The organism is Amycolatopsis sp. NPDC104775 (assembly GCF_055583325.1).
The window spans coordinates 755,375-779,064 of record NZ_JBVJOE010000001.1 but is presented as its reverse complement, the minus strand read 5'-3'; the positions used below and the strand labels follow the sequence as shown (position 1 = coordinate 779,064).

At 70.5% G+C, this 23,690-nt stretch carries 23 protein-coding genes; 12 read left to right on the top strand and 11 right to left on the bottom strand.

Annotation, left to right across the window (positions count from 1 at the left end; genetic code table 11):
• Positions 1-93: 93 nt before the first annotated feature.
• The 3 genes from ACZ63D_RS03235 to bla form a co-directional block, all read right to left on the bottom strand.
• Entirely contained in the window at positions 94-846 is a 753-nt protein-coding gene (locus ACZ63D_RS03235; RefSeq protein ID WP_465352652.1) for a hypothetical protein, read from the bottom strand.
• Between the two features lie 132 nt (positions 847-978).
• On the bottom strand, positions 979-1,500 hold the full coding sequence (locus ACZ63D_RS03230; protein WP_465352651.1) for a D-alanyl-D-alanine carboxypeptidase family protein: 522 nt from the start codon (positions 1,498-1,500) through the stop codon (positions 979-981).
• On the bottom strand, positions 1,497-2,393 hold the full coding sequence (gene bla / locus ACZ63D_RS03225; protein ID WP_465352650.1) for a class A beta-lactamase: 897 nt from the start codon (positions 2,391-2,393) through the stop codon (positions 1,497-1,499). The genes ACZ63D_RS03230 and bla overlap by 4 nt, the downstream gene beginning before the upstream one ends.
• Positions 2,394-2,498: 105 nt before the next feature.
• On the opposite strand from bla, the gene ACZ63D_RS03220 reads away from it, so the two are divergent.
• Complete coding sequence (locus ACZ63D_RS03220; protein ID WP_465353686.1) at positions 2,499-3,383, top strand: LysR family transcriptional regulator; 885 nt, start codon at positions 2,499-2,501, stop codon at positions 3,381-3,383.
• Between the two features lie 4 nt (positions 3,384-3,387).
• Entirely contained in the window at positions 3,388-4,293 is a 906-nt protein-coding gene (locus ACZ63D_RS03215; protein ID WP_465352649.1) for a serine hydrolase, read from the top strand.
• A 286-nt stretch (positions 4,294-4,579) separates the two neighbouring features.
• Here ACZ63D_RS03215 and ACZ63D_RS03210 read toward each other — a convergent pair whose 3' ends face one another.
• On the bottom strand, positions 4,580-5,533 hold the full coding sequence (locus tag ACZ63D_RS03210) for an SEFIR domain-containing protein (protein ID WP_465352648.1): 954 nt from the start codon (positions 5,531-5,533) through the stop codon (positions 4,580-4,582).
• 191 nt (positions 5,534-5,724) lie between these two features.
• On the opposite strand from ACZ63D_RS03210, the gene ACZ63D_RS03205 reads away from it, so the two are divergent.
• The 4 genes from ACZ63D_RS03205 to ACZ63D_RS03190 all read left to right on the top strand — a co-directional run bounded on the left by ACZ63D_RS03205 (position 5,725) and on the right by ACZ63D_RS03190 (position 11,831).
• Positions 5,725-6,300: a TIR domain-containing protein gene (locus ACZ63D_RS03205; protein ID WP_465352647.1), complete on the top strand. Its 576-nt coding sequence runs from the start codon at positions 5,725-5,727 to the stop codon at positions 6,298-6,300.
• Positions 6,301-6,303: 3 nt separating this feature from the next.
• A complete protein-coding gene (locus ACZ63D_RS03200; protein WP_465352646.1) occupies positions 6,304-7,911 on the top strand; it encodes a KGGVGR-motif variant AAA ATPase in 1,608 nt (535 codons plus the stop codon).
• Positions 7,912-7,977: 66 nt separating this feature from the next.
• Entirely contained in the window at positions 7,978-8,610 is a 633-nt protein-coding gene (locus ACZ63D_RS03195; protein ID WP_465352645.1) for a hypothetical protein, read from the top strand.
• Complete coding sequence (locus ACZ63D_RS03190) at positions 8,607-11,831, top strand: ATP-binding protein (RefSeq protein ID WP_465352644.1); 3,225 nt, start codon at positions 8,607-8,609, stop codon at positions 11,829-11,831. Before ACZ63D_RS03195 ends, ACZ63D_RS03190 begins: the two co-directional genes overlap by 4 nt.
• Before the next feature lie 48 nt (positions 11,832-11,879).
• Here ACZ63D_RS03190 and ACZ63D_RS03185 read toward each other — a convergent pair whose 3' ends face one another.
• On the bottom strand, positions 11,880-12,587 hold the full coding sequence (locus tag ACZ63D_RS03185; protein ID WP_465352643.1) for a S1 family peptidase: 708 nt from the start codon (positions 12,585-12,587) through the stop codon (positions 11,880-11,882).
• Between the two features lie 262 nt (positions 12,588-12,849).
• Between ACZ63D_RS03185 and ACZ63D_RS03180 the strand changes: the two genes are divergently transcribed.
• On the top strand, positions 12,850-13,266 hold the full coding sequence (locus ACZ63D_RS03180) for an STAS domain-containing protein (RefSeq protein WP_465352642.1): 417 nt from the start codon (positions 12,850-12,852) through the stop codon (positions 13,264-13,266).
• Positions 13,267-13,369: 103 nt separating this feature from the next.
• On the opposite strand, the gene shbA is transcribed toward ACZ63D_RS03180, so the two are convergent.
• Both shbA and ACZ63D_RS03170 read right to left on the bottom strand, forming a co-directional pair.
• On the bottom strand, positions 13,370-14,020 hold the full coding sequence (gene shbA, locus ACZ63D_RS03175) for an RNA polymerase sigma factor ShbA (protein WP_465352641.1): 651 nt from the start codon (positions 14,018-14,020) through the stop codon (positions 13,370-13,372).
• A gap of 284 nt (positions 14,021-14,304) precedes the next feature.
• On the bottom strand, positions 14,305-15,264 hold the full coding sequence (locus tag ACZ63D_RS03170; RefSeq protein WP_465352640.1) for a hypothetical protein: 960 nt from the start codon (positions 15,262-15,264) through the stop codon (positions 14,305-14,307).
• A 473-nt stretch (positions 15,265-15,737) separates the two neighbouring features.
• On the opposite strand from ACZ63D_RS03170, the gene ACZ63D_RS03165 reads away from it, so the two are divergent.
• Both ACZ63D_RS03165 and ACZ63D_RS03160 read left to right on the top strand, forming a co-directional pair.
• Positions 15,738-15,881, top strand: a complete 144-nt coding sequence (locus tag ACZ63D_RS03165) for a hypothetical protein (protein WP_465352639.1) — start codon at positions 15,738-15,740, stop codon at positions 15,879-15,881.
• A 62-nt stretch (positions 15,882-15,943) separates the two neighbouring features.
• Positions 15,944-18,106, top strand: a complete 2,163-nt coding sequence (locus ACZ63D_RS03160) for an ATP-binding protein (RefSeq protein ID WP_465352638.1) — start codon at positions 15,944-15,946, stop codon at positions 18,104-18,106.
• A gap of 465 nt (positions 18,107-18,571) precedes the next feature.
• Here ACZ63D_RS03160 and ACZ63D_RS03155 read toward each other — a convergent pair whose 3' ends face one another.
• From ACZ63D_RS03155 to ACZ63D_RS03140, 4 genes are all read right to left on the bottom strand, one after another.
• The gene (locus ACZ63D_RS03155) at positions 18,572-18,976 is read right to left on the bottom strand and encodes a hypothetical protein (RefSeq protein WP_465352637.1); all 405 of its coding nucleotides are present in this window, start codon (positions 18,974-18,976) and stop codon (positions 18,572-18,574) included.
• Positions 18,977-18,981: 5 nt separating this feature from the next.
• Positions 18,982-20,424 carry an MDR family MFS transporter gene (locus ACZ63D_RS03150; protein WP_465352636.1) on the bottom strand — a complete coding sequence of 481 codons (1,443 nt, stop codon included), beginning with the start codon at positions 20,422-20,424 and terminating at the stop codon, positions 18,982-18,984.
• Positions 20,421-20,609, bottom strand: a complete 189-nt coding sequence (locus ACZ63D_RS03145; protein ID WP_465352635.1) for a hypothetical protein — start codon at positions 20,607-20,609, stop codon at positions 20,421-20,423. Before ACZ63D_RS03145 ends, ACZ63D_RS03150 begins: the two co-directional genes overlap by 4 nt.
• A 285-nt stretch (positions 20,610-20,894) precedes the next feature.
• On the bottom strand, positions 20,895-21,989 hold the full coding sequence (locus tag ACZ63D_RS03140; protein ID WP_465352634.1) for a calcium:cation antiporter: 1,095 nt from the start codon (positions 21,987-21,989) through the stop codon (positions 20,895-20,897).
• 221 nt (positions 21,990-22,210) lie between these two features.
• Here ACZ63D_RS03140 and ACZ63D_RS03135 point away from each other — a divergent pair, with 221 nt between their 5' ends.
• The 3 genes from ACZ63D_RS03135 to ACZ63D_RS03125 are packed head-to-tail and all read left to right on the top strand — an operon-like array spanning position 22,211 to position 23,683.
• Positions 22,211-22,975 (top strand): acetate uptake transporter family protein, encoded by a 765-nt coding sequence (locus tag ACZ63D_RS03135; RefSeq protein ID WP_465352633.1) that lies wholly within the window; start codon positions 22,211-22,213, stop codon positions 22,973-22,975.
• Positions 22,976-23,009: 34 nt separating this feature from the next.
• Entirely contained in the window at positions 23,010-23,435 is a 426-nt protein-coding gene (locus ACZ63D_RS03130) for an SPW repeat domain-containing protein (RefSeq protein WP_465352632.1), read from the top strand.
• Between the two features lie 5 nt (positions 23,436-23,440).
• The gene (locus ACZ63D_RS03125; RefSeq protein ID WP_465352631.1) at positions 23,441-23,683 is read left to right on the top strand and encodes a hypothetical protein; all 243 of its coding nucleotides are present in this window, start codon (positions 23,441-23,443) and stop codon (positions 23,681-23,683) included.
• The last annotated feature ends 7 nt before the right edge of the window (positions 23,684-23,690 follow it).

The following is a 23,690-nucleotide window of genomic DNA, read 5'->3' as shown; positions in this document are numbered from 1 at the left end:
TTTCCGTCGCGGATTCGTTCCGTATGGACTATCCACAGTGGACGGAAGGCGGTCTCGCGCTCCCGAGCGGCGCGGGACCCCGAGACCGTCCGATCAGGAGCCGGGGCCGGAGTAGATCTCCGCGGCGGGCGGGGCCTGGGCCGGGACGGGCTGGTCCCAGCCGCTGAACTCCATCGTGCCCTCCGACGGGGATTCGAGGCGCAGCAGGCGGTGCGTTCCGGCGGCTTCGAGGAAAATCGTCCGGGCGCCGTTCTTGTACCGCAGCGCCGGGGTGCCCGCCACGTCGGCGGGTTCGGCCGCGGAGTAGCCGGGCTTGTCGGCGTCGTCGCCCATGGAGCCGACGAAGACGTCGTAGTCCAGGAACAGCTTGAACGCCTCGCCGAGGCCCTGGCCGAGCTGCGAGTCGAGCGACACCCACTTGTCGTTGACCATCGCGGCGGCCTCGGCGGGCAGCCCCGCCTCCTTGGTCAGCGACTTGCTGAACCGCATCCAGACCTTGTCGCCGACGCGCCGCACCGGGACCTCGACGCCGTCCTTCTCGATCGAGCCGCTCACGCTGTCCTTGTTGAACTGCATGTCGACCTTCATCTTGCCGTCTTCGCTCTTCGAGCCCTTGACGTGCACCGCGGTCGACTTCTTCATCGCGGCCTTGACGGTTTCGCCGACCTTCGCGGGGTCGATCGGGGCGGCGGACGGCGCCGCGGACGAGGCGGCGGCCGGGTCGGCGGCGGCAGGGGCCGGCTGGGCGTTTCCACCGGAGCCGGAGCAGGCGGTGCACGCGAGCGCGGCGGCTGCCGCGAGGGCGCCGCAGCGCACCAGGAGACGGTTCGAGACCGGGCGAATCATGAGTTTTCCGTTCGGGACAGGCCCAGGACACCCCCGGGCTCATCCGGTTATCGCCTGACCCGGAGGTTCGTTACGGCTTGCCCGATTCCGTCACGCATTCGTGATCTTGGTCCACTGTGGACGGACCAGGGGTCAGCTGGCGGCGCGGGTCGCGGCCCAGCCGGGATGCGGCAGCCGTTGCGGACGGCCGTCCGGGTGGTACTCGAAATGCCACCATTCGTTGTCGTACACGCGATACAGGCCGAACCGTCCACCGTGGACTTCCAGCCACAGCGCGCCCTCGTAAGGCCGCACGTCGAGCGCGACGCCTCGCACATGCTGCGATTGCGCGGGCGGGAGCGTGAGGCGCAGGGCGAGTTCGGCCGAACCGGCGCGCTGCACCTCGGCGTCGAACAACCCGGCCTGCGTCGCGGCGTCGCGGTGGCCGGACGTCAGGCCGAGCAGGATTCCGTGCCGCCACAGGGCTTCGGTGCGTGCTGCGGTGAACGCGGCGTACGTCCCCGGCGTGAGCCCGGCGAGGTTTTCGGCCGGATAGCGGGCGCTGAGCGCCCACTGGCACGCGACGTGCCGCGCCCGGCCCCGCGCGACCACCCACGCGACCGGCACGAAAAGCACCGCGAGCACGTGGGTGACCACTCGGTAGATTCCCGTCACTGCAGCGCCTTCGCGACCGCGGCGGCGGCCTGCGCGATCAGTTTGTCGTCGGTCTTCGCATCCTTGGCCGGGCGATGGGACAGCACTGCGAGCACGATCGGCGCCCGGTGCGGCGGCCACAGCACGGCGATGTCGTTGCGCGTGGCGTAATCGGCGGTCCCGGTCTTGTCCGCGACCTGCCAGTCCGCGGGCACGCCGGCGCGGATCACGTTCGCGCCGGTGGTGTTGGCGCGCATGATCTTGGTGAGCACGGCCTGTTTGTCCGCCGGGAGCCCCGAGTCGAGCGCGACGGCGCGCAGGTCCTTGGCCCAGGCTCGCGGGGTGGTCGTGTCCCGGACGTCACCAGGGCTCGTCTCGTTGAGAGCGGGCTCGATGCGGTCCACGTGGGTGACCGTATCCCCCAGCCGGCGAAGCTCCGCAGCCAGCCCGGCGGGACCGCCGATTTCGCGGAACATGAGGTTATCCGCCGTGTTGTCGCTGTAACGCAGCGCAGCGTCCAGGACGCTCAGTAACGACATTTGCTCCCCGATGTGCTTTTCCGTGATCGGGGAGTTGGGCACGAGATCGCTTTGCCGAATCGTGACCGTCCGGTTCAGATCGTCCCCGCGGTGCAGGATGGCTGCCGCGTTGAACACCTTGTGCGTGGAAGCGTAGGCAAAACGCTCATCGGCGTGATAGGCGACCTCGCGGCCGTCGCCGGTGTCGATCGCGTAGACGCCGAGATGTGCGTCGAAAGCCTTTTCCAGCGCGGCGAAATCCAGCTGGGCGACGGCTTTGGCCGCCGCGGGCGAGGCGGACTGCGCCGAACTCGCCGGGGCGGCCGGTGGTGCTGGTGTGGCACACGAGGCTAGCGCGACCAATGCGAACGAGGCCAGGGTCAGCCTGCGGAACACGAGGTTCTCCCTCCGAAGTCGATCAAGTCCCCAGAAGCGTGCCTCCGGGTGGTTCATGCGGTCCAAGACACTTTTGCGGAAGTTGATGCGAATCTGGCATAAGCTCTGGTCGTGGACCTGGTGGGCTGGTGCAAGGCGTTCGTGAGCGTGACCGAGGCGGGGAGTTTCACCGGCGGCGCGGCGGTCGCGCGGATCCCGCAGCCGGTGGCGAGCCGCCGGATCGCCGCGCTCGAACGGCATCTGGGGGAGCGGCTGTTCGACCGCTCCACGCGGCGGGCGCGGCTCACGCCGTTCGGCCGGGACCTGCTGCCGTCCGCGCAACGCCTCGTCCGGCTCGCCGAGGCGATGGAGCACGACGCTCAGCGCGCGCGCCGCCGGCCGCTGCGGCTGGCGGTCCCGGACACGTCGACCACCCGCGATCTCGCCGAACTCGAAGCGCAGGCGCGGACGGTGGGGATGTTCCTGGAGTTCCGCGTCGCCGGGCCGGCCGAGCGGGCCGAATTGGTGCGGACGCAGGAGGTGCGCGCCGCGCTCGTCGCGGTGCCGCCGGAGGACGGGGTGTGGACAGTGCCGCTGGGGCTGGCCGGCGAGGCCGAGCCGGACGAAGCCGTGGTGTACCTGGAAACCCTGCGCGCGGGCCGGTCGGCCGGGCCGCGGCGGCGGGTGTGGGTGCAGCCGGAGGACGACGTGCCGCACGTGCGCGACCGGGTGTTCCGCGCGCGGGACGCGGCCGGGTTGCTGCCCGCGCAGGTCGAGGTCGCGGCGACGCTGACGACGGCCGCGGCGAGTGTGTTTTCCTCGGCGGATCTGCTGCTCTGCTCGGCGGACCAGGCGCGGGAACTGGGGCTGGCGTGGCGTCCGGCGGGCGGCGTCCGGCTCGCGCGGGGGTACGACGTGGCGGCCGGGCTTGGCGACGACATCGACCGGGTGCGGACGCCGCTGCGCGCGGCGATCGCGCGCTGTCTCGGCGCGAGCGTTGCGGCAGACTGACGCCGTGAACACTGAGGCGCTGCTGGCGCGGCTGCGGGACGAACTCGACGAAGGCGGGCTGCGGGGCTCGTTCCTCGTCCGCGACCTCGGGTCCGGCCGCGAGATCGGGATCGAACCCGACCTGGAGTTCGCGACCGCCTCGCTGGTCAAGGTCCCCCTCGTGGCGGTGACCGAGGACCGGATCCGGCGCGGCGAACTCGACGGAGCCCGGCAGGTGGACATCGAACCCGGCCGCATCGACACCGCGGGGCCGACCGGGCTGTCCCGGTTCCGGTATCCGGCGCGGGTGTCGGTGGCCGACCTGATGTACCTGGCCTCCGCGATCAGCGACAGCGCCGCGGCCGACGAATTGCTCGCCCTCACCCCGCCCGCGGAGGTCACGCGGACAGTGCGGGAGTGGGGCATCTCCGGCATCTCGGTGCGGCATTCGCTGAGCGAGCTGGCCGACACTCCGGTGGAACGCTTCGACGCGGCCGAGGTGCATCTCGCGCACTCGCTGGCGATCGGCGCGGTGACCGAGGGGCAAGGACATCCGGTGCGGCAGCTGGACGTTTCGCGGGCGAGTTCCGGTTCGGCGCGCGCGTTCACCGATTTGCTGACCGCGTTGTGGACGCCGTCGAAAATCGACCCGGACGTGTCCGCCCGGGTCCGGGAGCTGATGGGCGAAAACCTGCTGCGCCAGCGCTTGGCGCCGGATTTCGCTTCCGATTCCGCGAAGTGGTCCTCGAAAACCGGGACCTTGGTGAATCTGCGGCACGAGATCGGGGTGGTGGAGCATTCCGACGGCCAGACGTTCGCGGTCGCCGCGCTCACCGAATCCCGGGTGCCCGCGGCGATCCAGCCGGAAGCGGAGATCCTGATGGCACGGGTCGCGCGGGCGCTGCGCGACCATTTGCGGGCTCGCGGCTGACCGGGCGGCCGGATCCGCCCTCGCGGCGAATCCGGCCGTTCCCTCGTCAGACCAGGCCCAGCAGCGTGAGGATGAGAACGATTCCGTGCGTCTGCATTTTCCCGCACCTCCTTCCCGGATCCAGGCACGGAAAACCCCCGCCGGGAAAGCGCGCGCTTTCGCGGTTGTGCGGGTTTCCGTGATTCTCGGCGAACCGCCCGGAACGAGCGGCGTGCACCAAGAATGCGATCCGGGAACGAGGGCGGACAAGGCGTTTCCTGTTTCCTGGAAAGCAGGAAACAGGTGTTCAGCGCAGAGTCGGGTTTCCCCAGGCCAGCGCGGCCGGACGGGACGCGCGGGCGGCCGGGCCCGCCGGAGGGCGGCGGATTTCCAGCCGCAGCCGCCGGACGCCGGTGACGTCGAGTTCGGTGTGCCGCGGGCTGCCGAAAGCGGAATGGTCGAGGTGGCGGATCTCCCCGTCGAGCCGGACGCAGAACAGCCCGGTCTGGAAAGCCGCGTCCTCGGCGTCGTCGAGCACGCCGGCGACCGCGGTGAAATGCGCGTACGCGCCGTCGAGGTCGATTTCCGCGAACGCCCATGCCCCGGATGTCGGCCCGGCGGTGCGGAAAACGACGCTGTGCTCGTAGCCGATCCCGTCGATCCGCGCTGAGCCGGCGGCGATGTCCGCGCTCTTCTCGCGCCACGGCAGTTCGGTCGCCAGCACCGGCCCGGGCGCGGAATCCGGTGTCCCGCGCCAGATCCCGCGCACCGGCCGCTCGTTCTGGCTGCGTCCGGTGATCGCGGAGACGAGCCCGGCGACGCCGTCCTGGGTGAACGCCGGAATCCGGAAATGCGTGGTGGAATACGGGGTGAGAAACGCCGGGATGTCTTCGACCGAAGCGCCGGGCAGCACCACCGGCAGGATGCGGCGGGTCTCGCGCTCCAGGTCGCGGGTGAGCGCGTCGCGCATGATCCGCGCCTCGAACTGGGAACCGCGGCCCTCGTCGAAGGGAGCCTCGCCGTCCGCGCGCCTGCGGTAGTCCGGCGAGGCGACCACCAGCACGAAATCGGCGGCGCGGATGTTCCGGATCGCCCAGGCCGACCAGTCGAGCCGGGAGGTGTCGTCCCATTGGTCGAGCCGGACGTCGAGCCCGATCCGGGCGCGCAGGAAAGTGGCGAAGGTCCCGACCTGCTGATAATGCTCGGCGGCGGTGTCGTGGGCGTAGCTGATGAAGATCCGGGGTGCGGCGGGGGCGGACATCGGGCTCCTCGAATTCCGGCGGCAGCGACCGGTCCAGTCTCGGGTCCGGTCCCGGGCCGGGGCGGCGGCAGCGGGCTTTCGGCCACAAAGTGTCCAGAATCTGTCCCTTGTCGGCGTCCGCGCGAAAGGTATCGTCGTGGTCCGAGGTCGGATCGCCAGGACGCGGAAATCGACGGGGGAGCGTTGCCCAGGTGTACCACTACGACGTTTTCATCAGTTATCTGCGGACCGCCGATCCGATCGCCCGGTGGGTGCGCAACCATTTCCACCCCCGGTTGTGCGAACTGCTCGACAGCAACCTCGACCGCGAGGTCCGGGTGTTCTTCGACGGTGCGGTCCGGGTAGGCGACCGCTGGCCCGAAGAACTGCGCAATGCCTTGCAGCGCACCAGAATTCTCATCCCGGTGGCGTCCGGCCAGTACTTCTACGACGAGTGGTGCCTCGCCGAATGGGCGTCGATGGCGCACCGCGAGAAACTCGCCGGCGGCTCCCGCCCGGCCACGCTGATCTATCCGGTGATCTACGCCGATTCGAGGAATTTCCCGCCGTTCGCGCACCAGCGCAAGTGGCAGAACCTCACCGACTGGAACCATCCGTACGAGCATTTCCAGGTTTCGCCCAAGTACATCGGTTTCCACGACAAGATGAACGTGATCGCGCAGGAGGTGGAGGAATTGATCAGCGCGGCTCCTCCGTGGCGGCCGGACTGGCCCGTGCTCACCCCGCTGCCGGACGACCCGCCGACCGCGCGCGTCCCGAAGTTCTGACCGATGACCGGCACCGTGATCACGTTCTATTCGTTCAAGGGCGGCGTCGGCCGCAGTTTCGCGCTGGCCAACATCGCCGTGCTGCTGGCGCGCTGGGGCCATCGCGTGCTGTGCGTCGACTGGGACCTCGAAGCGCCCGGCCTGAGCGACTACTTCCGCCCGATGCTGGACCGCGAACCCGAGGGCGGCGTGGTGGATCTGGTGGCCGACTTCCGGGCCGGCACCGTCGAGCCGGACCGGCACGTCCTGCGGCTGGCCGCGGGCGACAACTCTCCCGGCACGCTCGATTTCCTCGCCGCCGGCCGCGACAGCCTCGACTATCCCGCGCAGGTGCAGGGAATCGACTGGGAAAGCCTCTACGACGACCGGTTCGGCGCGTATCTCGAAAAGTGCCGGGCGCACTGGACCGCGGACTACGATTACGTGCTTCTCGACAGCCGCACCGGGATCTCCGACGTCGGCGGCATCTGCGCGGCGCACCTGCCGGACCGGCTGGTCGTCCTCTACACCGCGAACCGGCAGAGCGTGCGCGGCGCGGTCGAAATCGCGAAGCGGGCCAACGTCGCCCGGAACGCCCTGCCCTACGACCGGCCGCAGCTGCCGGTGCTGCCCGTGCTCTCGCGCTTCGACACGCGCGAGGAATACGACCGCTCCGAGAAGTGGCGGAAGTTCTGCGTCGAGGAAACCAAAAGCTTGTTCGAGCCCTGGCTGGACCAAGACGTGCCGCCGGAAGTGATGGCCCGGCACCTCACCCTGCCGTACGTTTCGTACTGGACCTTCGGCGAGCAGCTCCCGGTGCTGCACGAGGAAAGCCCCGGCGCGGACCAGGTCGGCTTCGCGCTCGAAACGGTCGCCGCGGTGATCGCGCATTCCTTTGACCGCACCGAATTGCTGGAAGAGAACCGCGACGCGTACGTGGCCGCGGTGCGCCCGCAGAAGAAGGATTTCGCCTACGACATCCAGGTGAGCATGCCGCGTTCGAACCTGACGGTGTCCCGGGCGGTCGCGGAAGAACTGGAAAAACTCGGGATCCAGGTCGGGAAATCGCTGTCCGGCGACCGGGCGCGGCTCGGCCGCGCGGAAGCCGAAGCCCAGCACCTGTGCCTGGTGATCGACGGCAAGGCGAGCAGGTGGCAATCCGCGGAGGCGGAGCTGTTCCTGCACCGCACGCTGGGCCACGACCGCAAGCTCATCCTGGTGCTCACCGAAGGCACCGACCCGCGCGACCTGTCCGGCTATCTCGGCAGCGTCCGGTACCTGCGCCTAGGCCCGGCGACCGGACCGGCGAAGGTCGCGCGCAGCCTCGCCGACGAAATCGGCGCCGGCCGGACCCTGGTCGACACCGGCCAGGCCGACCTGGTTTCCCTGCTGCGCCAAGCAGTGCACGCCCGGCTGCGCCCAGGACTGTGGGACCTCGTCGACGATCTCGCCGGCGAAATCCCGGCCGCGGTCGGCGCCGGGGACAGCGCGCGGGCGCAGGACCTCGGCGCGGACCTGGCCGTGCTGCTTCGCCCACGCCGCGACGACGACGGCGCGGTGCCGCCGCCGCAACGAGTCCAGAAGTCCCTCGCCTGGGCCCGGCAAGTGCTCGACGTGCGGGTGACCGGCTAGCCCCCGCACGACCCCAGAACACCCCGGCCGCGCCCGCGTCCGGGATGCCCCGAGGAAGGACGGCGGATGCACGAACGACTGAGCCACAAGCAGTCCGCGGCGATGATCGCGCTGATGGTGCACGGCCGGGAGATGTCGAACCCGGAGCTGCGCCGCGCGGCGGGCTTCGCGCTCGACGGGAGGGACCGGGTCAAGCTCAACGAACGGTACGTCAGCAGCAAAAAATCCGGGCGAGCGTTCGTGCACCAGCTCACCGGGGCTGGCTGGGACTGGTGCGAGGAGGAACTGGCCGCGCTGACCCCGCCGCAGCCGGTGCGGAGCACGTTGACTGTGGTGGCTTACCTGGCGCTGCACGGGTTTGTCGAGTACCTGCGGTTGCACAATGTTCCGCTCAAGGATGTTTTCGGCGGTGCGGACGGGAACGCGCCGCAGGCGGCGAATCTGGAGGAATTGATCCGCACCGCGTACCGGAAACTCGCCCGTTCGCCCCGCGACTGGGTCGGCCTGGCGGATCTCCGGCCGCTGCTGGGCGGCGCGGCCGTCACCGAGGTCGACGCGGTGCTCAAGGAGCTGAGCCGTACCGGACAGGCGCATCTGGTGCCCGAGTCGAACCGCAAGGCTCTCACCGCCGAGGACAAGGAAGCGGCCGTGCGCATTGGCGGTGAGGACAACCATCTGCTCTCCATCGAGGCGTCATGATCGAACATCTCGCGGTGCTGGCGACCTTGCGATTCGACTGGGCTGACACGCCTGATCACGTGTGGCGGGATTCTCCGTACCACGTCGACGGGCTGCACCCCGACATGACGGCAGCGATCGACATCGGCGTCCGCGACGCCGCGGCGAGCGACGGGCCGAGCCCGATCGGATTGGTCATGCAGGGGATGAAGGGCGCGGGCAAGACGCATCTGCTCGGCTTGGTCCGGCGGGCGGTCCATCGGGCGGGCGGCTACTTCTTCCTTGACGACCTCACCGCTGGCGACGCGTTCTGGGAGGACACCGCCGACGGGTTGCGACGAGGGTTGTCTCGCTTGGACGATTCGGGCGAGCCCCAGGTGCGCAGCTTCGTGCGCCGGGTGTGCGAGCGCGGCGACGTGCCGTGGGAAAGCACTTCGGCGCTGGTCAGCGGGCGTGGAGTGAGCCGGGCGCACGTCGACGCGTTCCTGATGGGCCTGCGGAAACTGGACAGGCAGGTCGCGGTCGAATGCGCGGACACCGCTCGCGCGCTGGTGCTGTACGCCGCCGAAGAACTGACTCAGAACGAGATCGGGGACGAGTATCTCGGCCGCTTCGACGAATCGAAGTCCGGTGTGCGGCGCAAGTGGGGCATCCGGGCGAAGCCGAAGTCCGCGCGGGACCAGGTACACGACATCACGCGGCTGCTCGCGCTCACCGGGCCGCTCGCCATCGGGGTCGACCAGCTCGACCCGCTGGTGGCCGTTTCCGAATTGCAGACGAAAGACGTCGGCCGCCGGGAGGACAACGGCCTGCTCGTCGCCCAGATCGCCGATGGGCTGATGGAGTTGCGCGAGATCACCCGGAGGACGGTGACCGTCCTCGCCTGCTTGCCGCCGACCTGGATGCAGATCAAGGAAAAGGCCACCGATTCCGTCGGCGACCGGTTCCGTGAATCGCTGACGCTCGGCCGGGTGCTGGACGCTGAGATCGGCCGGAAACTGGTCGAGCGGCGTCTGGGGGTTGCTTACGCGGCAATGGATTTCACGCCGCCGCACCCGACCTGGCCGGTCGCCGCGTCGGCTTTCGACGGTCCGTGGGAGACCTACACGCCGCGGGAACTGCTGCGGCGGATCGGCGCGCACATCGACGCCTGCGTGCGCGCGGAACGAGTGCAGGAACTGACCACGTTCAATCCCGACGCGGCCGAGGTGCTGCCCGCGCGCGCGGAGCCGAAACCCGATCGCTTCGCCGAACTGGACGACTGGTTTGACCAGCTCCGGGCCGCGGCGGATCCGTCGGCGCTGCTCGACTACAAGGTCGAGGACGAGGTGATGCCCCGATTGCTGTCGGCCGCACTGCGCGGCTGGATCACCGAGGTCGGCGACGACGAGATGGAGTGGGACACCCGCGTCAGCGAGGACGAGCTGCACGCGTGGCTCACCCATACCCTCGACGAGGCCTCGGACCTCGAAGAGCACTGGGCCTTCCGCGCGATCTCGGCGAAGAATCCGATCGCCGTGCTCAGCCGGTTCCGCAAGGCACGGTCGGCGGCGGGGCTGCGGCCCGGCGCGGAGAACCGGCATCTGGTGCTGATCCGGAACTCATCCTGGTCCAAAGGAGAAAAAACCCAAGCCGAACTCCGGGCCTTCGAAGCCGCGGGAGGGAAGCGGCTCAAGATGTCCGAAGCGGACGTCCGCACGTTCTGGGCGCTGGACGAGATGTTCGTCAAGGGCGGCCCGGACGTCCACGAGTGGCTCATCGACCGCCGCCCGGCTCGCCGTTCCCAGCTGCTCTCCGTAGTCCTGCCGGACACCCCGCCGCGGCCCGATCCCGCACCACGCCCCGGCAGCACCGCGCAACCGCGCCCGGTCCACGGGCCAGCGACCCCAGCCCAACCGTCCCTCTTCACCGAACCAGCCCCCGCAGCCCCGCGTTCGCACCGCACCGGAGCCGCCCAAGCCCCCCGTTCCGACGGAACCCACCCCCCGCCCGAGGAGGACACCCTCACCCTCGGCATCGAAACCGGTTCCGGCGAACCCGTCCGGATAGAACTCTCCGCCCTCCGCAAGCACGCGGCCGTCTTCGCCGGGTCCGGGTCGGGGAAAACCGTGCTCCTGCGCCGGATCGTCGAGGAATGCGCGCTGCTCGGCGTGTCGTCCATCGTGCTCGATCCCAACAACGACCTCGCCCGCCTCGGCGACGCGTGGCCGAGTCCGCCGGACGGCTGGGGGCCGCAGGACGCCGAGCTCGCCGAACGTTATCTCGAAGGAACCGACGTCGTCGTCTGGACGCCGGGACGCGCGACCGGGCGCCCGCTCGGGTTCGAGCCGTTGCCGGATTTCTCCGGGGTGCTCGACGACGAGGACGAGTTTTCCGCGGCGGTCGAGGTGGCGGTGGCCGCGCTCGCGCCGCAGGCCCGGCTGACCGGCAGCACCGCGAAGGCGGACATCGGCCTGGCTGTGCTGCGGCAGACGATCGTGCACTACGCCCGCAGCGGGTCGCGGAGCCTGCCGGAGCTGATCGGCGTTCTCGAGGATCTTCCCGAGGGCGTCACGAATCTCAACGGCGGCCGGAAGATCGCGGCCGAGGTCGCGGAGCTGCTCAAGGCCGCGATGGTGAACGATCCGCTGTTCGCCGGGGCCGGGACCCCGTTGGATCCGGCGGTGCTGCTGACTCCGAAAACCGGCAAGCGGGCGCGGATTTCGGTGATCAGCTTCGCCGGGCTGCCCTCGGAGGCGCAGCGGCGGAGTTTCGTGAACCAGCTGCAGATGGAACTGTTCGCGTGGATCAAGCGGAACCCGGCGGGGGACCGGCCGCTCGGCGCGCTGTTCGTGATGGACGAGGCGCAGACGCTCGCGGCGTCCGGCTCGCTCACCGCGAGCACGCGCAGCACGATCGTGCTCGCCGCGCAGGCCCGGAAGTACGGCCTGGGCCTGCTGTTCGCGACCCAGGCGCCGAAGGGCCTGCACAACCAGATCGCCGGCAACGCGACGACGCAGTTCTTCGGGCGGCTCAACAGCCCGGCGCAGATCGCCGCGGCGAACGAGATGGCGCGGGCGAAAGGCAGCCCGGTGGCGGACATCTCGCAGCTGGAACGGGCCCAGTTCTACGTGTCCGGCGAGGCGTTCGGGTTCCGGCGGGTGTCGACGCCGCTGTGCCTGAGCCACCACCCGGCGAGCCCGCTGCGCCTCGAGGAGGTGCTCGCGCGGGCCAGGAACGGGGAGGGAAGAGGGGAGGGGTGAAACAGCGGCCCGGACCCGGGGATCCGTCCGGGCCCGGGCCGCTGCAGATCAGACGCCCGCGACCGACTGGATCCAGTCGCGGTACTGGGTGATGTTGATGTAGGCGGTGTAGGACTGGCGGTCGCTGGTGGAGGCGACGCCGACCTGCTTGCCGTTGGCGTACATCGGGCCGCCGGAGTCGCCGCCGGCGGTGATGCCGTCGCCGCGGTTGGCGCACACCGAGACGCCGGCCGCGCCGTCCGGGCAGTCGACCGAGGTGACCTGGACGTTCGCCACCTTCAGCACCTGCGACTGGCAATTGATCTCCGGCTGGTCGGTGCAGGTCGCGCCCCAGCCGTAGACCTGCGCGGTGTCGCCGACGTTGACGTCGCCCGCGGTGCCGAGCGGCGCGTACTCGGTCTGCACCTTCTGGTCGATCTGGACCAGCGAGATGTCGGCGTCGGGGGAGTCGTGCACCGACGTCGCGGAGACCTCGGTGCCCTGGGTCTGGTCGAGGCTGCCGACGTGGAAGGTGATCTGCTTGCCGCCGGCGCCCTGCGTGCAGTGCCGGGCGGTGAGGATCCAGTCGGGCGCGATGATCGTGGCGGAGCAGAGTTCCTGGCCGCCGGCGAACATCCGGGCGGCGGCGTGCAGGGAGTCGGCGGTGCTGCCGTCGATGATGGCGGGCTGGGCGGGAGCGGCGACGGCCGGGGAAGCCGCGGCGACGGCGGCGAAGGCCAGGCCGGACAGGACTGCGGCGGTACGCGCGATACGCACTGGTGATCAACTCCGGTGGGTACGGGGAGTAGCGGTCAGGTACTGACCCACAGTCGTGAATGTCGGTAAATGACGGAACCCGCCGAAGGTCGGGCTGACTCAGTTCCCGACTTTCGGCGTAGGACAAGCGGAGCAGCCCCCGTTCGCCGCCGCGGCGAGGCGGACTGTGAGCGCGGTCACCGTGCCCCCAGGTCCAGAATGGTGTCGGGTGGACGAGCGGGCGCGACGGGCCCCGCCTCTGGACAGGGAGTGCTGCACGCGGATGGAAGCCGGCTCACAGGGATCGGCACGGCTGAAGTCGTCGTACCGCTACGACGACCTCGACGTGCTCACGCTGCTGCTGGCGGGGGAACTCGACGCCGGCACCGCGCTGGTGGTGGTGCGGGCGGTGACGTTCGCGCTGGCCAAACGCCCGATGGCGCTGGTGCTGGACCTGACCGGGCTGACCGAGCTGAGCGACGCGGGCGTGCACGTCCTGCGGGCCGCGCAGGACCGCGCGGCCGCCGAGGGCGTGGTGCTGCGGCTGCTCGCGCACCCCTCGGACGCGGCGGGCCGCCGGCTCGCCGAAACCGGGATGACCGGCGTGTTCGACATCTACCCGGACCGCACCGCGGTCCGCGTGGAAACCGACCGGATCGCGTTCCTGCGCCGGATGAAACGGCGGCTCGACGCGGGCTGAGCCGGGCGGCGCCGTCCCGCCGGACCGCCGAGTTGGCCCGAGCGGGTGAACTTCGGGGATTTTTTCTTTCGTGGTCCGGACCAGCGCGGGCGATGTTGCGAGTTCACGCCAGCAGCGCTTCGGCGAGCCCCTGCTCCTGGATCGAGTCCCGCAGTTTCGCCAGCGCCCGGCATTGCGTCACCCGGACGTTGCCCGCCGAGATCCCCAGCGCCTTCGCCGTTTCGGCCGAAGTGAGGCCGACGACGACGCGCAGAGTCAGGATTTCCTGCTGCAGCTTCGGCATTCCGGCCAGCAGCCTGCCCAGCGAGGCTCCGAGGTCGGCGGTCATCGTGTGCGATTCCGGGCCCTCGCGCAGATCCGGGTTCTCCGGGACGTCGGGCACCGGCCGCGAACGGTCGCGCGACACCGCGCGGAAGGCGTCGGCCACCTTGTTCGCCGCGATCGCGCGCACCAGGTGCAGGAACGATCCGCCGCGGTCCTCGTAGCCCGGCACCGCCTGCAGCACCGCGATGCACACTTCCTGCGCGACGTCGTCGGCCGACAGGTACGACAGGTCGCGTCCGCCGATGCGGGCGCGGCAATAGCGCGCGATCACCGGTTTCAGCAGCGCCAGCAGTTCCGGCACCGCGCCGGGGACGCCGTCGCGGGCCGCGCGGACCACGGTTTCCAGGCGCTGCGGCAGCCCGGACGGGCGCGGCAGCGCGGCGAGCGGGACGTAGCCTTCGACCGGTTCGGAGACGGTGGCGGTGGACATAGGGGTCGTTCCTTTCGTACGGGCGGCCGCGGTGGTCCTCGCCCGCTCGTTCCGGGAGTCGGACGGCCGCGCCCGGATGTTGCGGCCGCGCGGGTGTTGTCCAGCTTCTGTCCGTTGCGCGGCAACGGAATCCGCGCGGACCTGGACAGATCTTGGACAGGTCCGGGCCATCGGTAGCGCGTCCGGGCACGGCGGCGATCCCGGTCCGGTCGGAGAAATCCCGGACGGGAAGGGGAATCGCGATGATCACGCACTGACCGGAGCCGAGGGCCCGGCCGGCGGGTTCAGCCGGCCGGGCTCCATCGGATGCCGTAGGCGAAGCCGGGCGCGAGGCGGTCGAAGCGCAGGTGCGCCTCGCCCGATCCGTCCAGGCGCACGAGGTCGCCGCGTGCGTTCGGATCGCGGGCGTCGTCCTGGAACACGCGGTCCAGCCGCACGATTTCCGTCGGCGATGCGGCCGGAAAGCGCACGTACAGGTCGAACTGGTCGACCGGATGCCGCGGCACGCACACGTAGTGCGGATGCCGGAATTCCGCGCGGAACCGGAGCGCGAGCTCGTGCTTTTCCCCGCGCGCCAGCGGGGTGGCCAGCCGCAGCGCGAGGCCGACCCGGTCGTTCGACTCCATCGCGCGGCGGACCAGCGTGCCGCCGTGGAAGACGTCGACCTCCAGATCGCTTTCCCGCACCGGCCCGGCGGCCGTGGACGTGGTGGTGAGGGTGAGCGCGAGGTCGAGTTCGCCGACCTCGTCGGCGTCGGCGACGATCTTCCGGAACTCGAACACTTCGGGCCGCTTCTGGTCCAGCGCGAGGGAGACGTGCAGCAGTTCGGTGTGCCAGCTGCCGTCGGGCGCGGGCCGCCCGCCGCCTTCGCGCGGGCCCGCGAGCGCGAGGTGTGCGACATGCTCGATGCCCTCGTCGATGCGCCGCCGGATCGTGCGGTCGTCGCGGTCCAGCTCGCGCGCGGCCCAGTGCACCCGTTCCTGATAGAACGGCTTGCGCGCCGGCTCGTGCATCGCGAACGCCGCGAGCACGGCGATCCGGAGGTCCTCCGGGAGCGTTTTGGCCAGCGGCTCCAGCACGTGCGCGAGCCGGTCGCGGATCTCGACGTTTTCCGCGTTGTCGGGAATCCCGCACACCTCGCGCAGGACCGGGCCGACCCGAATCCCGAGCGGGGTGGTGAATACGCCGCGCCCCTTGCGGAGCACTTTCAATTCCGCGACCAAGTCCGCCGCGTTCGGTTCCACCCGTTCCTCCCTCGCGTCTCCCCGCCCGGAGTCACTGTTACGCAACGCGGGCGCGGATGTCCAGCCTTGCCCGGGGACGGCGCACGGACTGTGACCGGAATGATTTCCCATTCCCGCGTCCGGCTGGTGCGCCCGGGTTTATCGGCAGCGGAAATTCGCTCGAATGGCGCCTTCCCGAAACGGCGGGTGACTGCTCCCTATTACCGCGGGCGCGTCGCGTCCGCGCTGCCGGCGAACAGTCAGCCGTCTGATATTCGCTCTTCTGAGCGAGATCAAGTCAGTCCTGCCTTCCGATCGCCGCCCCGCCGAGGTTGAATATGCCTTTCGCCGCGGCAGCCGGTCAATGCGTCTTCGTTTCCCGTTCACGCGATAAAGGCGGAAACGGGAAACTCCTTCCCCTGGCGCCGGGCGGCCCCGCATTCTCGGGACAAGCCGCCGATCGGGCGGGCGGAAATCCCCTGGAGGAGCTTGCCGTGAAGGTCGTCTGTTCGTTTTCTCTGCTGGTGCGGGCCGGGTTGTGGCTCGCCGGGCTGGCGCTCGTGTCCGGACTCGCCCTCGGCCATCCGGGCGGGCCCGCGCCGGTCGCGCCGCCGGTGCCGGTGCGGACCGCGCCGTGACGAAACCGCGGGCCGGTGTCTGCCGGACCGTCATACTGGGAGCGAGAAGAGGGTGGAGGCGGATGACAGCGCGCGCGACGTTCGGGGCGGAACTGCGGCGGCTGCGACTCTCGGCCGGACTGTCGCTCACTGAGCTGGCCGGGCGGGTGCACTACAGCAAGGGATACCTGAGCAAAGTCGAAACGGGTCTTGCTGCCCCGAATTCCGCACTCGCCACCTTATGTGAATCCGAATTCGGTACTCCTGGTGCTCTTACTGCGCTGATTCCCGCCGAATCCGGAAAACGGCGCACCAGGCCGGACGTCCGCCCGTCCGGCCTTCCCCCGGCGGCCGCCGACTTCACCGGCCGGGATCCGGAATCCCAGGCCGTTCGCGAGATTCTCGAGTCGGACGGCGGGATCTGCGTGATTTCGGGGATGGGCGGAGCCGGAAAGACGGCGCTGGCGGTGCGGTGCGCCTATCGGCTCGAAGCGTCCTTCGCCGACGGCAGTCTCTTTCTCGATCTGCGCGGGACCTCCGCCGAACCGGTCGCGCCCGCCGACGCGCACGACCGTCTGCTTCGGATCCTGGAGGTGCCCCCCGAACGGATCCCGGCCGATCCCGACGACCGCGCCGCGCTTTTCCGCACTTGCCTGCGCGGCCGGAGTTTCCTGCTGGTGCTGGACAACGCGGGCAGCACCGGGCAGGTGCGCCCGCTGCTGCCCGCCGAACCGAAATGCCGGGTCGTGATCACGAGCCGCTCCCGGCTGCCCGCTTTGGACGAAGCGCGGCACCTCTCACTGGGCGTCCTCCCGTCCGCAGCCGCCGCCGAACTGGTCGCCGCCTTGACCGGTGCGTCCCCGGACGCCGCGTTGCGGATCGCCGACCGCTGCGGCCGCCTCCCGCTGGCGATCCGGATCGCCGCGGCTCGCCTGCGCGCCCACCCGGCGTGGGATGTCGCGGAACTGGAACGCCGCTTGGCCGACGAGACTCGCCGGCTGAGCGAACTCGACGACGGCGAACGAAGCCTGGCTGCGGCTTTCCGATTGTCCGTGCGCCAGCTCGACCCGCCGGAAGCAAGGCTGTTCGGCTTGCTCGCCCTGCACCCCGGCCCGGACTTCGACGTCTTCGCCGCGCAAGCGCTGGGCTCGCTGGATTCCCGGACAGCGGAACGCCTGCTGGACCGCCTGCACCAGGCGTACCTGCTCACCCAGCCGGAACTGGGCCGGTACGGTTTCCACGACCTGGTAAGGGTTTTCGCCGCTTCCGGCAGCGCGGACGACGCCGCCTTCGCCCGCCTGGCCGATTTCTCCGTCGCGGCCGCGGAACGCGCCGACCGGGTGCTGAGCGGCCCGCGGTACCGCCCGGAGGTCGCGTACCCGCCCGGGCTGCCGGAGGTCGAGTTCCCGGACCAGGACAGCGCGATCGCCTGGTTCCGCGCGGAATGGCCGAACCTGGTCGCGCTGTGCCGCCGGACCGGCGGGTCCGAACGATGCTGGCAGCTGGCGTTCTTCCTGCGCGGATTCTTCTACCTGACCAAACTGTGGGACCCGTGGATCGCGACGCACCGCTGGGCGCGCGCCGCCGCCGAAGCCGTCGGCAACCGCTGGGCCGCCGCGACGACCACCGCGAACCTCGGGATCGCGTACGTCGACCGTGGCGATCTGGACGAGGCGTCCCGGTGTTACCGCCAAGCCCTGCGGGAGTACCGGGAAATCGGCGACCGCCACGGCGAAGCGACGGCCCTGGCGCATTCCGCGTGGGCCGAGCACTACCGCGGCAACCACGACCAAGCCCTGCGCGACCTGCGCACCGCGGCCGATTTCTACGAACTGACCGGCAACCGGCGCAGCGGCGCCATCACGACGCGGGGGATCGCCCTTGTCCTGACGGCGCTGGGGCGGCCTGCCGAAGCCGCCCGGTTGGTCGAGGAAACGTTGGCGGTGTTTGAGGAACTGGGGCTGGAACTGGATGTTGTGATGGGGCTGAACTGCCTGGGGTGGGCGAAGTTCCGCGACGGGGACCATAGCGGTGCCGAGTCGGCGTACCGGGAGGCGGTGGCTCGCGCGGAGGCTTGCGGGAGTTCGCACGAGGCGGCGCGGGCTTACTTGGGGCTGGGGAATGTCGCTGCGGCGCAAGGGGTTTCGGGGGAGGCCGCGGTGCAGTGGGAACGAGCGGAGGCCGCGCATCCTGATCTGGACCCGGTGACGGTAGGGGAGGCGGCTGCGCGGGCGGAGTTTTGTTGAGGTTGTTTCCTTATCCGGGGCGGGTTTTCACCGCGGCTGTCTCGGGAAGCCACGAGGACGGACCGATGTCGGCCAGCGGTTGAGGAAGGGCGGCGGCCACGGGATGACCTGCGTGCGCGGATGTTGGTCTCGTGGGGCGGGCGAGACAAGCCGGGGTTTGTGGCGAGAGGTGTTGTTTTGTCGGTTGAATCGGTGCTGCTGTCGGCGGCGAGGCGCAGGGCAGCCCCGGAGAGTTGGCGCGCACGAGGCTGACGAAGCCCAGGGGGTCCGTGGAGCCTGACGGGCGTCGCTGAGGTTTTCGCCTGCGGAGCCTGCTCTCGCGAACGGCGACTGCGGATCCGGCGCGCGAGGCCGCCCCTCCCGAGCACCCGCCGTAACGAGCGGCTCGAGGCCTGGCCGTGACCACGGAGTGGCCAGGCACAGACTCCGAGCCGCCCTGCCGTAAACCCCGGCGGCCCCAGCCGGTCACCGAGGACGCAGGGCCGCCTCGATCTCCTCCTGATCCGCCTCGCCGGGTCGGATCGTCAGCGGCCCCGCGACGTCCAGCAACCCCGGATGCCGGACGGTCCAGCTCAGCACCGGCAGCGAATCCTTCGTCAGGTCGTGCGCCGACGTCACCGTGACGCCGGGCGTCGGGCCGCAGGTGACGAAGTCCGCGGTCGCGCCGCGGCCGTCGCTGTGGCAGAAGGCGGCTCGGCCGTCAGCGGACAAGGCCAGCAGGGCCGGGCCGCCGTCGGCAGTGACGGCTGGCAGCACGTGGTCGTAGCTGGCCATCCGGCGCGTTATCAGCCGGTGCACGCGGCGGCCGCGGATGCTGGTCATCGGCGCGGTGTAGGTGCGCGCGACGGCGTCGAGCCGTTCCGGGTCCACGGGGGTCAGGCGTCCTCCTTCGTTCGTTCCGGGCGGGGCGACCGGACGAACCAGGCCCCGGCCACCGCGACCACTCCGATGCAGCCGGCGACGACGAACGCCGTCTGCAGCCCGTCGGCGTCAGGGCTTACTGCGGCGCCTACGGCGCTGCTGAGGGTCGCGACGCTGACGAACACCGCAGTACCCAGCGCGCCCGCGACCTGTTGGAGCGTCGAGAGGATCGCGCTGCCGTGCGAATACAGATGGTCCGGCAGTGCGGCCAGCGACTCGGTCATCAGCGGCGTCATCATCAGGCCGAGGCCGGCCATCAGGACGATGTGGATGCCGATCAGCGCGATCAGCGGGGAATCCGGGCCCAGCAAGGAGAACAGCCAGAGCGAGACCGTCATCGCGAGCGCGCCGGGCAGCACCAGGGGACGCGCGCCGACCCGGTCGAACAGGGCTCCGACCGGGCGGCCGAGCAGGCCCAGCACCAAACCGCCGGGCAGCACGGCCAGTCCGCTGACGAACGTGGACTTGTGCAGGACGGTCTGCAGATACAGCGGCAGCAGGATCGCGCCCACGCCGATCAGGCACATGAACAGCAACGCGCTGAGCCCCAGCGCGACGACGAAGCTGCGGTGGGTGAACGGGCGCAGATCGAGCAGGGCGCGGTCGCGCCGCTGCAGGCGGAGCTGCCGCCAGCCGAACACCGCCAGCGCAACCACGCCGACGACGATCGGCAGCCATGGGGGCAGCAGGGCCGTCTCGGCGGATTCGCCCGCGGACGACAGGCCGTACAGCACTCCGCCGAAACCGAGGGCGGACAGGACGACGGAGACGACGTCGAGCGGAACCGCGCGGGTTTCGCTGTCGATCCGCAGCTGCAGCACTCCGGCGACCAGCGCGGCCACCGACAGCGGAAGCACGATGAAGAACATCCACCGCCAGCCGAGCGACGACAGCACCGCGCCGCCGATCGTCGGGCCGATCGCGGGCGCGACCGCGATGACGATGCTGATCGTGCCCATCGTCGCGCCGCGGCGCTCGGCAGGCACGAGCCGCATGACGGTGGTCATCAGCAGCGGGATCATCACCGCGGTGCCGCACGCCTGCACGACCCGGCCCGCCATCAGCACACCGAACCCGGGCGCGACGCCGCACAGCAGCGTGCCGAGGCTGAACGAGGCGAGCGAGAAGACGAACACCTGCCGCGGCGTGAACCGTTCGAGCAGGAATCCGGTCGTCGGGATCACCACGGCCATGGTGAGCAGGAATCCGCTGGTGAGCCACTGGATCGTGGTGGTCGGCACGGAGAGGTCGAGGGCGAGGTCGCGCAGCGCGACGCTCAGGATGGTCTCGTTGAGGATCATCACGAACGCCGACAGCACGAGCACGCTGATCAGCAGCCCGGGTTTGACGGGCGGCCGCGCGGGAGCCTCCGGGGCGGCGGAGGAGACGCCGCTCATGGGCGCACCTCGCAGACGGTCGCGGCACCGGACTCCGGGGTCGCGAGCCGGGCGGCGGCGCCTCGGGCGCTCGCGAAGCCGGCACACAGTGAACGGCCGAGGAACGCCGGACGGCCGCCGGGAGAAGCTCTGCGCGCGGCTTCACCGGCCGCAGCGGACGGGGTAGGGGACTGCTGGATCTTCACTCGGCCAGGATACGGATGAGCACCGACAAAACCGGCGTCCTTTATCTGCCCCAGCCCGCGGCAACGGCGGGCGGCGGGCCGGAGGAAGCGGCGGAAAAGGCCGCTCGACCAGCGGTCGGACGCTGCCTGCCGGACCGGCAAGCTAACCGGGAATCTCGTTCGCGGAGAAGGCTCGCCCGCCTTGGAACCGCGCCGGTGCTACAGCCCGTGCGCGGACCGGAACGCGATGCGGAGTGCTCGGCAGTCCACTATGGAGCCACGTCCTGACAACCCCGGCAGCAGGACTCACGGGTTCATCGCCAGCACCAGGAAGCCCGCCAGCAACACCAGGTGCACCCCGCCCTGCAGCCGCGTAGCCCGCCCCGGCACCACGGTCAGCACGCTGACCACCACCGTGAGCGCGAGCAGCACGATGTGCGTCGGCCCGAGGCCGAGCAGCAGCGGGCCCTTGAGCCACACCGAGGCGAGCGCGATGACCGGAATCGTCAGGCCGATGCTGGCGATCGCCGAGCCGTACGCGAGGTTGAGGCTGATCTGCATCCGGTCGCGCCGTGCCGCGCGGACCGCCGCGAGCGTTTCCGGGGCCAGGATCAGCAGGGCGATCACCACGCCCACGAAGGACTGCGGCAGCCCGGCCGCGCGCACGCCTGCCTCGATCGCCGGGGACTCGACCTTCGCCAGGCCGACGACGGTGACCAGGGCGATCAGCAGCAGAACGAGGCTGACCAAAGTCTTCTGCGCGCTTGGCGGTTCCGCGTGCTCTTCTTCGCGGGTCTCGCCGTCGGCGTCGACCGGGAGGAAGAAATCGCGGTGCCGGACGGTCTGCGTCATCACGAAAGTGGCGTACAGGACCAGTGACGCACCGGCCGCGAAACCCAGCTGCGGGGCGGAAAACGCCGGTCCGGGCGTACTCGCGGTGAACGTCGGCAGGACGAGGCTCAGCGTCGCGAGCGTGCCGACTGTCGCCAGGGCCGCGCCGCTGCCTTCGGGGTGGAACCGCGTTTCCCCGTACCGGCGCGCGCCCACGAGAAGCGACAGCCCGACGATGCCGTTGGTGGTGATCATTACCGCGGCGAACACTGTGTCGCGCGCCAGCGTGTCGGCCTTTTCGCCGCCGGAGGCCATCATCGTGACGATCAGCGCGACTTCGATCACCGTCACCGCGACCGCGAGCACCAGCGAGCCGTACGGTTCGCCGACCCGGTGCGCTACCACCTCGGCGTGGTGCACCGCGGCGAGAACCGTGCCCGCCAGCGCGATCGCCACCAGTGCGACCGGCACCGGACCCAGCGTGCGGCCCCAGGTGAGCGCCAGCAGGACGAGGGCGACCAAGGGCAGCAAAGTGGTCCAGGACAACAGATAACCGCGGACGCGCGCCATGCGCCCACCCTGGCATATCGGACCCGCCGCCGCCGGGAACGCCGTCCGCGCGGGGGAGTGTCGCGTCCGAAATGGACACTGCCGGTCGTTGGGCGGGAGGCGGACAGTCGCCCGACGGGGGGCGAAATTCACTCATTCGGCCTAGCAGATGCAGGGTTCCGCAGGTCAGCGGCGGGGTACGCGCGGCGCACAGGGGATTTCGGCGCGGAAAGGAGCCGGAGATGACCCGTGAGATGAACATGGCCGACCGCGCGATGCCGGCCGGCGGCGACGGCGCGGAGTACTCGTTCTGGCGCGAGCACACGCACATCAATCTGAGCCCGGTGGCCGCACCGTCGATCCTGGGGCTCGCCGGGTTCGCGGTGTCGACGTTCATGGTGGCGGCGAACATGGCCGGCTGGTTCGGCGACAGCACGACGACGCCCCTGCTGCTGGCCCCGTTCGCGTTCGCCTTCGGCGGCGTCGCGCAGTTCCTCGCCGCGATGTGGTCGTACCGGGCCCGCGACGCTCTCGCGACCGTCATCCACGGCGCGTGGGGCGCGTTCTGGCTTGGCTACGGGGTCTACCAGCTGTTCGTCGGCCTCGGCGGACTGCCCTCGACGACGGCCAGTCCGGTCGCGGCGGCCGCGATCGGCTTCTGGTTCGTCGGCCTCGCGGCGATCACCTGGACCGGCGCGCTCGCCGCGCTGGCGGAAAGCCTGGTGCTCTGCGCGCTGCTCGCGGTGCTGGCCGCCGGGGCGACGCTGCTGGCGATCGGGCTGATCGGCGACGTCGGCGTCGTGCGCACCATCGCCGCGTACTTCCTGCTCGCGTCCGCGGTGCTGGCCTGGTACGCGTGCAGCGCGATGGTGCTCGAAGCGGCGCACCACCGGGTGGTCCTGCCGATGGGCCTGCGGGCTCCGCGACCCGCCCGGACCACGACGGTGCCGTTGCATCAGGCGATTCAGTTCGACCACGGCGAGCCGGGAATCAAGGCCGGGCAGTAGCCCCGGCCACCCCGGCGAGGAGGTGACCAACGGAATGAAGATGAGCATGGCGCTCACCGCGTTGACTCCGCGGGACCGCAAACTGCGGGAAAGCAGGCTGCCGCTCGCCGCTGAGTTCCTGGCCGGTGCGTGGCTGGTGATCGCGGCGTTCGCGTACAGCTATTCGTTCACGCTGTCCGCGACGGCCGGATTCTGGAACAGCCTGGCCTGCGGGATCGCCGTGGCGGTGGTCGCGCTGGTCCGGTTCGGCCTGCCGGAACGGGCGCGCTGGCTGGGGCTGGTCAACGTCGCGATCGGGTTCTGGCTCATCGCCGCGCCGTTCGCGTTCGGCTATCCAGTGGACGGCCATCGCGACGCGGTCCGCACGAATTCGCTGATCGTCGGCGTCCTGCTGGCGATTTTCGCCGTCATCTCGGTGACCGTCGCCTACCGCAGGCACAGCGGCGAATTCCGGGAGTGAGGAGGATGTACTGGCCGGTGCTGGCGGTGCTCGCGATCGGCGTGCTCGCCTTGGGCAGCGCGGGATTGCGCGCGCTCAAGGCAGCGCCGCCGGCCCGGAAGGAAACGCTCGTCGGGGCCTGGCTGGTGGCCGCGTCGGGCGTGGTGTGGTGGGCCTCCGCGCCCGCGGCCGGGGCGGTGTTCCTGGTGCTCGGCGCGGCGGTCGTCTTCGGCGCGGCGCTGATGACCGGCGAGCTGCCCTCGCGCTGAAAAAAAC